The sequence below is a fragment of the Paenibacillus sp. DMB20 genome (assembly GCF_000987955.1).
GTDB lineage: Bacteria > Bacillota > Bacilli > Paenibacillales > Paenibacillaceae > Paenibacillus_AQ.
The window spans coordinates 327,812-340,608 of the sequence record NZ_LAZU01000021.1 but is presented as its reverse complement, the minus strand read 5'-3'; the positions used below and the strand labels follow the sequence as shown (position 1 = coordinate 340,608).

The following is a 12,797-nucleotide window of genomic DNA, read 5'->3' as shown; positions in this document are numbered from 1 at the left end:
ATGCTATAACAAGTTACATTATAATGTAAATTAAATTTTAAATAAAATAACCTGCTACAGCCCCTACTACACCTCCATTATCACCTAAAGAAGCCGAAACTACCTCGATTTCCCGAACCCTCTCCCTAAAAACAGGAAGCAGCTGGCGCGACAGACTTTCACGAACCGGATTAAGTAAAAAATCGCCTTGCCGAGTAATGGCCCCTCCAATGACAATCCCCTCTGGATTAAATGTATGGACCATATTAGCCAGACCAGCAGCAATATACTGAGTATATCTTCTCAGCACGTGAATAGATGCTTCGTTTCCTTCCTGCACAGATGCAAATATACTTTCCGCGGTACTAATCCCTTTTAGCTCTGCCCCAGCTTCCTCGACCATTCTCATCAATCCTGTAACAGAAGCATACTGTTCCCAACAGCCTGTTCTTCCGCAATTGCATGGATAACCACTGTACTCAATAACATGATGGCCTATTTCTCCCGCAAACCCATCCCGTCCTTGATACGGCCTATGATTAATGATCAGGCAACCGCCTACTCCCGTTCCCAAGGTAACACAGATGAAATCGTTCCAATGTCTGCCAGACCCTACCCACGCTTCGCCGAATGCCATGGCATTCGCATCGTTATCGATCAATACAGACAAGCCTGTCATGGAATGCAGCCGATTTCCAAGCTCCATTCCGGCCCATCCCGGCAAATTAGCTGTGGCCCCCATTACAACGCCTGTCCGACTATTAACTTGACCAGCAGTCCCTATGCCGACACCTTTTACCTTCCATCCTTGACTGCTTGAATACCTTTCTAATTCCTTCGTAATTTCGGCAATTCGATTTAACAGTGCTTCCCCACCTTCATTTGCCTTCGTCGGACAATTCAAATGGTGAATGACCGCTCCCTCCGCATTTACAATCCCCGACTTAATATTTGTTCCACCGATATCCAGACCTATAGCTACTTCCCCAGTATGTCCCAACCATAGAACCTCCTCGTTTAAAGGCTGCTGCAAATAAAATAATAAAGACTAAATTTCAGGAACGTTATGATATTGAAGTATAGCATCCGTATATTTCTTAGTAATCAATTGCGGCCTGGTAATGGCTCCGCCAATTACAACTGCGTAAGCTCCGGCCCGAAGACACTCAACAGTCTGTTCAGGACTATGAATTCTCCCCTCAGCTAATACGGGAATGCTAACCATTTGACTTAAATCAGCAACTAATTGAATATCTGGTTCCTCACTCTGCGGGCTGTAGTCTGTATAACCAGATAGCGTAGTAGAAATAAGATCAAAACCCAATCTCTCCGCCTCTACTCCTTCTTCTACAGAAGATACATCTGCCATTAATAGTACTTGGTGCTTCTCCCTTATTTCTTTAACCAAATCCGCAAGACGAACATTGTCCGGCCTATTGCGTAATGTAGCATCCGTAGCGACAATTTCGGCTCCAGCAGCGATTATACCTTCAACCTCTGTTAAGGTAGGAGTTATGTAAACGTCAGAACCCGTATACTCCTTCTTCCATAAGCCGATAACCGGCAAATTCGTCACCTTTTTTATCGCTCTAATATCTTGAGGCGTATTCGCCCTGATCCCTACCGCCTTGCCCATTTCTGCCGCTAGAGCATAGCGGGCCATATAATCACTTCCGTAGAATGGTTCTTCCTCAAGAGCTTGACAGGAAACAATAAGTCCACCTTTTAAAGTTTGAATAATTGAATGTAACATAGTGCAAACCTCCGTAAACTGTTCATTGAGTAATATGTAGCTCAAAAAGAAAATATCATTTTTAGTGGATATTATCTTCAAATATAAAATTAATATCGGTTATTTTCTCCAATTATAACAGATGCCTGTTCTTTGTAAACACTTTTAAGCAGATTATATAGAATTTAACAATTTAACGTTAATTCAGACTATTCTGCGGGTCCAGTACAGGGATCCACGGCATTCCGACGGTTCTTCACCTTGCGCAGTACGTACTCTTCCATTCCCTTAGAATCAGCAGACAGCCACCCTTTATTATCAATAGAGTGGCTGTCTGCTGATTTATTCTACTCTATCGGTGTTAAAGAACCAGATCGTCCGGCCAGTGGATTTGGACCCCTTGCCTTTGAATCAGCGCTTGATAGGCCTGAAGATGCTCCGAATTGGCGTGTACCTCATGCGGCGTCACTTGATTCTGTAGCGCATAGGCCGCTAAATAACCGACCGATTCCCCAATATTCCATTCCGTCGGGTGAAGGCGGTAGCATCCGTTCGTGATTTGAGTGGTGCCGATATTTTTACAAGCGGGAAGCAAATTCTTGACCCGGATCGGCAGTAACGCACCAAGCGGAATCTCGTACGGATAGTTCGGAATATAGAACGTCCGGTTCGTGACGGTCGTCAGGTGAACATCCAGATGATAGCTGCCGACACCGACGCTATCATCGTAACGGCGAATCCCTTGTTCCCCGCGGATTTCCTTACTAACATCCTGCTCCGTAATGGTATACATCGCTTGAATCCGGCGCGACTCGCGAATATACGGGTACTTCGCCAGTCCGTCCTCTGTACCCAGTACATCCTTACGCAACCGGATGCCTGGATACCCTCGCCCTCCGTCCGGACGAGGCGTCTCGGTCTGGAGCCAGTAGATCAGTGAGAGGCTTAACTGTCTAGCACTCGCCAGATGCTCCTCCCGTTCTGCTTCAGGAACGTCAATAATTGAACCCAGAAAATAATCGTTCTGCGGCCAATTGATCAATGTGATGTCGCTTTCATATAGCCCAGGCTCAAATAAAGCCGGGTCGATGATACGACGATACGTCCACAGCGACAGAAGCTCCCGCCCGGAAGCGTCCTTGCTGCCTGGAAACAGGGCGAACTCCTTCATTTTCTCCACGTCATCCGTATCGTTCGCATACCAGCTTAACAGCGGAATATTCGTATGCTTCGGTACGAACTTGCGCCAGAAATCATATTGCTCAGGCTTCTCAATCGTGAAATCGCCACCCTCAACATAATCGAGGGCAAACACATGGGTGATCGACTGCATATCGAGCGGATTTGCCTCTTCCAGCGCATGCGGCTCCCCTGTCTCATGCCTGGATTCCGCGCCTATTACATATTCAACCCCCGCTAACGGCAGTACGTCTCCACATTCCGTAGCATCGAGGAAGTATGATCCCCTTAGTACAACTTCTTCGCCTGTGTTTATATGTGTAACGGTTACACTCTCTATCTGATCCTCGTTCACCGAGGCTGCAGTTGGTCTGAAATGATACAATACCGTGATACGGCCGCTGTTCACATACGGGGCCAACATATCCTCGATGACGCGCAACGCCACCTTCGGCTCATGGCATAAGCGGCTTACCCAACCGTTGCCGGGATTAAGCAGTTCATTATTCTTCGCTTCCTCTGACATCGGATAGTTCTCTCGATAATAAGCACGCACCCGGTCTCGAAACTCGCGATACGTCTCTGTGCAGCCGAATTCCTCGATCCACTGATGTTCATCCGGCGGAACCGCCTGACTTGTCAGCTGACCGCCGAGCCAATCCGTCTCCTCTGTCATGATCACACGCACGCCCATTTTGGCTGCAGCCAATGCGGCCATGCATCCGCCCAACCCGCCGCCTAGGACGGCGACGTCTGTCATTCGCTCGTTATCCATCTCTCGCTGGCTCCTCCTCCGGCGCTTCCAGCATCCACCTGAGCTGTTCATGCACCTTTTCTGTTATTTGCAAAATTTGTAGACCCTCGCAGCATTAGCGAAGCTCGAACCCTCGTTGTACTTTATTGTCCTTGCTTAGTCTCACGGACATGGGTTTTCAATCCGACCTCAAACATCCGACTCCAAGGCATATAGCAATCGTCGATCACGATCTCATAATTATTCTCTGGGTTATGCAAATGCTGCTCGATGAACCGAGTCAATTCAGCTCTGACCCGCTCGGCGATTTGTCCCCGCTGTCCGTCGATCGAGAAATAATTGTATCCCGTACCAGGCAGCACCCGATCACTTACATCCCTACGCACGAAGGCACAATAGCCCCCATCCTCGACATAGCGTAGTGACAGGAAATCGCGATGCTGCGGCGTATTGCCATACACGGCATAGATCATGCCTTGAGCAATGCAAGTTCCGAGCGTGTTGCCACTTGTATTCCAGCCTGCATAACCGGCCAATTCGAACAATAGCTTCTTATCGCGAAGCAGCTGCAGCAGTTCAAGATCTGCTCCGTTGGCATAGGCTACATCGGCGATAACACAAGGCTTGCCGAGACGGTGAACAATATCATCAGCCATCTCTATCAGTTCAACTAGATTCCGGTATACCTGATACCCTAAATAAGGCTGCCCTTGATCATTCGACTCCATCATGCTCTCGCCGGGTGTATTGATGCATAGGGCCATATCGGCTTCTGCTAGGGAAGGCGACATTAGTCCTCCGGCCGCCATAATCTGATATTTGACCGATTCATATAGTACGCGGTCTTCATATAGAGGTATCACTAACGGCCCTTGCACACTGGCAAAATGAACATGCACCCGTGGCTTACGACCCTCAAAGTGATTGATCATGCGGGCAAGTAGCGTACATCCCACTTCGTCGGCCCCGGGATACATATAGACGGACAGCTGCTGCTGACACTTCTTGACATGCTCGCGAACGTGCTGCTGATCCACCGCAGTCAGACCATAAGGAGCCGAGTCATCCTGCGGGATGATCATGAAATCGACGGCCCCGTCCTGCACCAGTTCGATTGCTCTCTTATTCGCTGTTAAATTAACAGCACGGCGCTCCGTGTAGTCCTGCCACATCGATTCAGGCAAAACGCCCTCAATCTGCTGCAATTCATTTTGCTCTTCTTCTGTCGCGATGCCCAGCTCCAACCGGTGGCGGATATATCCGCGCCGGAAAATCTCCCTGCCCCAATTCTCGTAATAATCCGGTTCTTCATCACTGCTGGAATAGCGCGGGCAACGCATAATAAGCTGATAAGCAAATACCTGCAAAGCCGGGTTGATCCGCTTTAATTGACGGAGCTTCTCCAATTGCTCCCCGCATTGTTCCTCCGTCATCTCATGCAGCCGCGAGGGAATTATTCCTCCGTATAGCAACGTGTCCAAGGCCACAATCGCTCCGTCTGCATCACGCGCCTGCTCGAACAGCCAGGCCCATAGCTGTTCGATGTCTCCAGGGCGCTTCTTCAGCCCCATCATGCTCAAATCCGGACGAACGACATGATAATCCGTTCCCGCGGCAAGAAGTGCCGGAAATTCGTAATTGCACGGACGTTCGTCCAGCGGAATATATATAATTTTTCTCATTTGAGTAGTGTCCTCCTATCCTTTAACTGCTCCGGATACACCTTCCATGTAATATTTCTGGGTGCACAGGAACACGATGATAATCGGTATAACCGAAATGACGGTTCCGGCGGCAATCCAGCCAAAATTATAGGAAAATTGGCCATTTAAAAAGCTGAGCGCGGACGCGATCGGATACTGCTTCGTATCATTAAGCACAATCATCGGCCAGAGGAAGCTATTCCACATCCCCATGAACTCCAATAGTCCGATAACAGCGATCGCCGGCTTCACAATCGGCAGCGCCAATTGCAGCCAAATACGAAATTCGCTGGCACCGTCCACTTTACCGGAATCGCGCAGCTCATGTGGCATGCCCATAAACGCCTGTCTCATTAGGAATACGTTGAACACGGTAACCGCTGAAGGAAGCACGACTGCAAGAAACCCGCCCATCAAGCCTAGTGCTTTTACCGTCAAATAGTTAACTACCATGCCGGCTGCAGCGGGAATAATCATCGTCGCTACCAGTAGTGTAAAGATTAGATCCCGGCCTTTGAAACGGAATACGGCAAGCGGATAGGCTGTAAGACAAGAAAAGAAGATGTTCATTACAACGCCCATCAGCGCAATGATAACGGTATTCATTAAGTATGTTGGAAAGTCCATGTAATTCCATACTTGGACGTAATTATCAAAATCGATAAATGTCGGGAAGATCGCCGGCGGAGAGCTGAACACATTCTTGCCGGGCATGAGCGACACACTGAAGATCCATAGGAATGGTCCCATCATAAAAATGGCAAACAGAATCAAAGCTCCATACAACAATAATAATTTCACTAATCGAAGTGGTTTTTTTCTCATATCATGCATCCATTAATATGGATTGACACCACCCTTCCGGTTGAATCTGAAGATGACGATACTAAGCGCAGCAATCATGACGCTGACAATTAAGCCAAGTGCCGAGGAGTAGCCAAAATTAAATTGTTGGAAGCCTTGCTGATAAATATACAAGCTTGATGTTAAAGTTGAATCCCCCGGTCCACCCATCGTCAGGATGAACACTTCATCGAACACACGGATTGCCGCCATTAGTGAAATAAGCGTGCAGAAAAAGACATACGGCTTCAACAGCGGAATTGTAATTTTACGAATCGTCTGCGCCCGGTTCGCGCCATCAATCATCGCAGCCTCTGTCAGATCCTTCGGAATGGATTGCAATCCGGCCAAATAAATCATCATATAGTAGCCAAGGCCCTTCCACATCGTAATGAACATCAGTGTCCATAGTGCTGTATCTTTGTTGGACAGCCAGGTAATTCGCTCTTTCATTAACCCTACATTGGACAGCACATAGTTTATGACCCCATTCTGGTTGAGCAGCCAGCCCCAAATAAGCGCTACCGCGACCATAGAAGTAACTACGGGTATGTAATAAGCCGTACGAAATAATTTAATGCCTTTGACATTGCTGTTGACTAGAATCGCCATAAGAATAGATATAATCTGAATAAATGGCACAACAATGACGTATAGCAATGAGTTGAGCAGTGACGTGATGAAGCTCTTATCTTGCAACGCCTTAACGAAGTTATCCAAGCCAACAAACTCGGTATTGCCTATGACGGAGTAATTCGTCAGCGCCAGCGGTACGCTATAAATAATCGGCCAGAAGACAAATAGAGCCAGTAGAATCAAACCCGGTGTCATAAAGAGCCAAGCCACTGACGCTTCCGACTTGCCGAATCTAGTAAAGAAGGGGGTTTTTTTCATGATAGTAATCCTCCACCGCCTTTAATTAGGTAGTTCAAAAAGTCCACTTTTGAACATCCATTTATAGAAATCGGGCAGGACAAGCCTGCCCACCTAGACGTATTTAGTTGCCTAAGATTTTGTTAACCTCGCCCTCGGCCTCAGTCAATGTTTTCTTCGCATCAGCACCGTTCAAATAAATTTCCTGCAATGCTTTGGTGACGGCCTGATTGACGTCTTTGGCATTCTCAACGCCGATGTAGAAATCCTCGGCTTTATCAAGGCTGACTGCAGATACGGTCTTAGCCATTCCTTCCAGAGTTCCGTCATTTTCCGAGAAGAACGGATCTTTGGCGCTCTCTACTGTGGAAGGCAATGTATTAGCGAGCTTGGAGAATTCCAGTTGATTGGCCGCATTCGTTACGAATACAGCGAAGTCGACCGCTTCTTTCTTATGAGATGTTGCCGAAGGCACGACGATGTTCATCGTGTTGGAATAGCGGATGCCCGCTTTGCCAACCGGACTTGGAACGGCAAGCATTTTGTTGTATACATCCGGCGCGGCTGTCTTGATCTTGTTAATGAATGGCGAACTGGATAAGGACATGGCCACTTGCTCACTCGCGAAGTATTGCACTTGTTTATCGTAGTTGATAATGTCTTTTGGAATGACGCCGTCTTTTAACAGCTGTAAATTCTCATTAACATACTCTTCCACTTCCGGTGTATTAAAAGCTGCCTTCTTATAATCCTCGGTCAGGAACGGCAAGTTCTCTTCCAGCAGAGTGCGCGCCTCCATCGTGAAGATGTAGCCGTAGGCGCCGGTTTTCTCTTTGATCTGGCGACCCCATTCGTTCAATTCCTGTTTTGTCTTCGGCGGATTGTCCGGATTCAGTCCAGCTTTCTCCACCAGATCCTTATTCATGAATAGGACGGGCAATCCGGTGTACCAAGGGAGTGCGAACCCTTTGCCGTTCATTTCTGTTGAGGAGTAGATTCCCGGGAAATAAGCTGCCTTCTGGTCCGCTGTCAGCTCTTGGTTGAAGTCAACCAATGCATCCTTGGTTCCCATCTGATTGGCCAGCTCCGTATTAAGGTTCACCACGTCTGGCGCATCACCGCCAGCAATATTTGTCATGAGCTTGTTCAGTACAGCATCGTAAGGGTAGTCCTTCCAATCGATCTTGACATTCGGATTCTTCGCTTCATAATCCGCAATCAATTTGTTGAAGTAATCATTGAAGGTCGGCTGCAATGAGATTGTCCAGAACTCTACCGTGACTTGTTCCGCGGGCTTCTTGCTATCGTTGTTCCCACTTGAAGCAGCCTCTTTGTTGCCCGATGAATCCGAACCACACGCCGCCAATAGCCCTACCATCATCATTGATGACAATAGTAATGAAATCAATCTTTTACCTTTGAAACTCATACCATAACACCCTCTCTTTTTTTATAAACTATCTCTCAAAGCTAGGAGAAGAAATGACTGTAAGTCCGAAAACGGCAGCGCTTACAAAAAAGCTTTATTATTCTACGCTATATCTGTAATTGCTCCAATCCATGAATGATTTCGGAATAAGTGTCGTTCCTGCAACCTTCTCCCTTACTGCATGTTCATTGTAACACGAACTGAATAAATTCTCCACTATTTTTATAATAATAGGAGATTATTTTCTTCATATGACATAAACATTCGGATAGCGGCAGCGGTCTAGCACATACCACTAATTTAAACCGGCAACCCCATTCGCAATAAAATCAACCCACAACACATTTGCGCCTTTTTCGATGGATAGACTCATATTGGGATTGCCTCAACTATATAAATTAAAAAATTCGGGGTGCCAAATCGATCTGCGGCACCCCGTGAATTCATTAGGAATAGATGAAACCTAAATATTGCAGTTTCAACTCTGTCGTTATTCTTCGTGGTTCCCTTTATCATTACCAGCGCGCTGAATCGTCACCGTGTAGTTTTTCATTAGTCCATCTTCGGACATCACTTGTAACGTAACCAGATTCGAACCCACTTGAAGTTGTACGGGAATGACCGAATCATTTTCAATATGATTGCCACCCATGGAAATAACCGAATTCTGATTACTTGTACTCGCCGTAATATTTACCTGTGTAACCGAATGCCCGACCTTTACCTTGTAATCATACGTCGATGGTGTGAAGGAAGGCGTTAACTTCACTAACTTCCCCGAGCTCACCGTCAATTTACTTAATTGCGTTTTCGCTGTTTTGGAGAGATAGACGTCTATCATTTTACTGCCATAGTCCAAATCATGCTTCATACGATTCTTCACTTCTGTATCAATCGTGTTGCTTGCAAGAAGTTTGCTTATGCTGTCGATCTTCTGTTTCATGTCACTTGCAGTTTCATCTGTCATATTGGGATTCACATGTAGATCTTTTACAGCGGATTCAAGTTTCTGTATTAGTTTCTCGCCGTCCTTACGGCTCATCCCTTGGAAAGGAACGTAAATCTCATTGATTTTACGGATCATTTCTTCCATCACGGTCGCTAGAGGCTTGGTTGTATCATATTGAGGCAAAATTGCCTCATTACGATACACCCCAATCTTCAGCAACTTGTCATACTTATAATTAAATAGTCCTTCGAATTCAAATAATGCGGCTCCAGCACCATCATTCTTTGTCGCTTCATTAATTTGATCCACAACTGCTGATGTAGGATTGCCTTGGAACGTGTCTAGACCTGATGAGACGAATGCATTGTCCCCTGCTAATGCCATGGAGTTTCTCAGGTCAGATACCGTTAATTCCGAGCCCGGTGCATAAGACATATGATACAAGTGATCGATTAAATTATGATCTAACCAGTATTTCGCTTCTTGTGCGTGCGATTTCGGTGCTTCCTCATAATTCGGCCATACCGCAGTTGTAATTTGTAGCTTTGGTTTGATTTGATGCGCTTCATTCGCTACTCGAGCAACCCAAGTGTTAATGATATCCGCACGGAATTGAAGCCATTCATCCCAGTACTGATCCCCTGGATGAAGGTTCAGTGGATCAACGCCATACTTCTCGCTGAATAAGTCGCGGGTATACGTGTCGTAACCGAAATCATTCGTGTAATCTCCAGACCCTGGATACCTCGCATAATCCAAATGCAGTGAAGCAATGTCATATTTCGTGATGAGTTCATCGTATACAGAAGCAACGAAATCTCTAGCTTGCGGGAGCGCTGGATTAAGCCAATACCACTTGGCATTGTTAATGCCTTCTTCATAATTAATACCTTTTCTGCTTATCAAGAGCCAATCGGGATGATTCACCACAACCGGTCCGCCGACAAAGAAGTTCTCCACCCAGGCATGAATTTCAATCCCCTGTTTCTTGCCTTCCTCAATGAATGCTCCAAGTACATCAAAGCCTTCATACAAAGGATTTAATTCGGTATCTGGCAAAGACGTTGGCCAAGTAGTATATCCATCCCACCACGTTTCCAGATAGATGGCATTGATACCGGTCTCTTTGATTTTCTTCACATGATCTCGAACCTGCTCCAAGTTCTTCTCCTTCGGCCGCATCCAGAGACCTCGAGTTTGTACTTTTGGAGACTCAAAATTCATATAGCTTGCATCCGTAACTTTCTGATCCAAGTCATTCAGTAAATCCATTAATCCGTTGGTACCGCTTTCATTTAGTCGCTGTTTAGCCAATTCATAAACGTCTTTTGCCTCTACGATCTTCTGTTCAATTTCGGTATAAGGCACATCCATAAATTGATTCTTGGATAACTGGAGCGCCTTCTCTGCGCTATCGATACTTATCGATGCTTTATCTAAGTAAGATTCCGGCGTAAAAATAACCAACACTTGTTTTTTAGCAAAATCTAGACTCAATTTGGCTCCGACCAGTGCGTTATTCTTTAACCATGTGTTTTTAACCCCATGACCGGATAATACATAGCCGCCTTCAGGAATTTTACTGTTGTTCCCGCCATTGTTCGTCACATATCCGTCCGCATTAACAATCACTTCATTGCCCCATGGGTTCGTGCCAGTCTCCTCGCCATAATTATGATCATAGACGATCAACTGATCCGATCCACGAAATCCTGGATAAGGCACATTGCCAACATTGTCCCAGCCTCCGGGATTATCTTCTTTTACTTTCGGATTAAATGCATCAAACGAGGTTCTAGCCGCTTGGTAAATTAAACTATCCGTCACGAGCTCAACTTCTGCACCAATACGCACTTGACCCGCTAGTTGGTTATAGAATGGACTTGCCGATTGAATCGACAGTACATATCCATCCGATGGAATGGAGGAATTGTTATCGAGATAAGCCCCTGTGTTGGGATCGTATGCAATCTCCACGACGCCCGTTACCTTATTGCCAACAACTGTAAGCTCCATTCCCCAAGCATTCTGATTGGTGGTTGCGCCATAAGTAGGCTGGTATAACACCACCTCTCCCGCACCACGCGGCCCATTTATTTTATCAATGCCTACCGCAATACCATTCACTTTCAAATACTTGCTAGGCAGAATAGGAATATCTACGTTAATCGCTTGTACGGACTGCCCTACCCCCAAATTCAAGGATGACGCAGCGTTGCCAGAAGCCGAAATGACATAACCGTTCGCAGGAATGTAGGTTCCACTCTGACCATGAACATCATATGTGCTTTTCACGACCGACACATCATTGGTGATGATATATTGAACGGTATCTTCAGAGAATGGTTTTGTCTTCTCACCAAAATGACGTGTATAGACGGCGATGGTGTTCGTCGGTTGATCCTGATCTACAACGTCGATCGGTATGGTTCCCTGCTCTGTGATGAGCTGTGGACCTCCGACCACCGGTACAGGTAGCGTGTAGCCAACAATCTCAACCGGATCACCCGGACTCATATTGTCTTTAATCCACTGTTCACTCGATCCGTGACCAAACAGTACAAAGCCGTTCGTCGGTATTTGTACAGCACCTTCACGATAAGTGACGTCCGTAACACTGTAAGTACCTTCATGGTAGTCAACGACTGCAGCAGCCGCGTAAGGGTTCGAATCTGTGAGCTTACTACTATTTTCTCGGGTAAACAGGATCATTTCATCTGAAGCTCCGATGGCTCGATTCACTGCTGTAATGCTGATGGCGTTGCCATTTGCAGCTTTCGCCGTGATGGCTTCATCGGCCAACACAGTCAACGTCGTCCCTGAAAAAATGAGAGCAAAACATAAGATGAAAGACAGCGTGTTCTTTAATCTCATTTTCAAACCTCCCCATATTGTTCATGAAAATACAGCTTCCCAAGCACTCCATCTTATGTACAACTAATCTCATCTACAAATCTTTTTTTGCCGAGTTTTTTACAAGCATCACCTCCAACAATAATGATGGGGTATCCCTCTTATGCTATGATTTGTGAATCATGTTGAATTTCTACGTTTAACCCTAAAGCCCGGCAAAATCGAATAACAGATGTTTCCCCTACACCTGCTCGTTCCGCTAAATCTGTCACTGTAGCCAGTACCGCTTCCTCAGGATTGCTCTGTACAGCATCGACAACTTTCTTCTCCGCCTTCGTCAAGGAAGAATAAACACCAGAGATCAGTAATACGTGTTGGTGGAATTAATTAGTTTCTGTGTGTGCTTCATACAACCTACCAACTCCCAAAAATGTGAATAAATCGTTATATTCATCATAACAGACAACTCACATTCAAGGAAGAATATTTCCGCCTATTTTGTA

At 46.0% G+C, this 12,797-nt stretch carries 9 protein-coding genes; all 9 read right to left on the bottom strand.

Annotated features, from left to right (window positions below):
• Positions 1-37: 37 nt before the first annotated feature.
• Positions 38-979: an ROK family protein gene (locus tag XI25_RS08785; RefSeq protein WP_046678227.1), complete on the bottom strand. Its 942-nt coding sequence runs from the start codon at positions 977-979 to the stop codon at positions 38-40.
• Between the two features lie 48 nt (positions 980-1,027).
• Positions 1,028-1,732, bottom strand: a complete 705-nt coding sequence (locus XI25_RS08780; protein WP_046678226.1) for an N-acetylmannosamine-6-phosphate 2-epimerase — start codon at positions 1,730-1,732, stop codon at positions 1,028-1,030.
• 340 nt (positions 1,733-2,072) lie between these two features.
• On the bottom strand, positions 2,073-3,665 hold the full coding sequence (locus XI25_RS08775) for an FAD-dependent oxidoreductase (protein ID WP_046678225.1): 1,593 nt from the start codon (positions 3,663-3,665) through the stop codon (positions 2,073-2,075).
• A 122-nt stretch (positions 3,666-3,787) separates the two neighbouring features.
• Positions 3,788-5,326, bottom strand: a complete 1,539-nt coding sequence (locus XI25_RS08770) for a DUF4127 family protein (protein WP_046678224.1) — start codon at positions 5,324-5,326, stop codon at positions 3,788-3,790.
• A 15-nt stretch (positions 5,327-5,341) separates the two neighbouring features.
• Entirely contained in the window at positions 5,342-6,172 is an 831-nt protein-coding gene (locus tag XI25_RS08765; RefSeq protein WP_052759530.1) for a carbohydrate ABC transporter permease, read from the bottom strand.
• A 12-nt stretch (positions 6,173-6,184) separates the two neighbouring features.
• Complete coding sequence (locus tag XI25_RS08760; RefSeq protein WP_046678222.1) at positions 6,185-7,084, bottom strand: carbohydrate ABC transporter permease; 900 nt, start codon at positions 7,082-7,084, stop codon at positions 6,185-6,187.
• A gap of 103 nt (positions 7,085-7,187) precedes the next feature.
• A complete protein-coding gene (locus tag XI25_RS08755; protein WP_046678221.1) occupies positions 7,188-8,492 on the bottom strand; it encodes an ABC transporter substrate-binding protein in 1,305 nt (434 codons plus the stop codon).
• A 490-nt stretch (positions 8,493-8,982) separates the two neighbouring features.
• On the bottom strand, positions 8,983-12,315 hold the full coding sequence (locus tag XI25_RS08750) for a family 10 glycosylhydrolase (protein ID WP_052759529.1): 3,333 nt from the start codon (positions 12,313-12,315) through the stop codon (positions 8,983-8,985).
• A 140-nt stretch (positions 12,316-12,455) separates the two neighbouring features.
• Positions 12,456-12,656: a MurR/RpiR family transcriptional regulator gene (locus tag XI25_RS32030; protein ID WP_442950372.1), complete on the bottom strand. Its 201-nt coding sequence runs from the start codon at positions 12,654-12,656 to the stop codon at positions 12,456-12,458.
• Positions 12,657-12,797 lie beyond the last annotated feature (141 nt).

Bases quoted from the DNA above. Each gene is read 5' to 3' on its own strand.
- XI25_RS08780 (WP_046678226.1), bottom strand. From the start codon at position 1,732: ATGTTACATTCAATTATTCAAACTTTAAAAGGTGGACTTATTGTTTCC.
- XI25_RS08775 (WP_046678225.1), bottom strand. From the start codon at position 3,665: ATGGATAACGAGCGAATGACAGACGTCGCCGTCCTAGGCGGCGGGTTG.
- XI25_RS08770 (WP_046678224.1), bottom strand. From the start codon at position 5,326: ATGAGAAAAATTATATATATTCCGCTGGACGAACGTCCGTGCAATTAC.
- XI25_RS08765 (WP_052759530.1), bottom strand. From the start codon at position 6,172: ATGAGAAAAAAACCACTTCGATTAGTGAAATTATTATTGTTGTATGGA.
- XI25_RS08760 (WP_046678222.1), bottom strand. From the start codon at position 7,084: ATGAAAAAAACCCCCTTCTTTACTAGATTCGGCAAGTCGGAAGCGTCA.
- XI25_RS08755 (WP_046678221.1), bottom strand. From the start codon at position 8,492: ATGAGTTTCAAAGGTAAAAGATTGATTTCATTACTATTGTCATCAATG.
- XI25_RS08750 (WP_052759529.1), bottom strand. From the start codon at position 12,315: ATGAGATTAAAGAACACGCTGTCTTTCATCTTATGTTTTGCTCTCATT.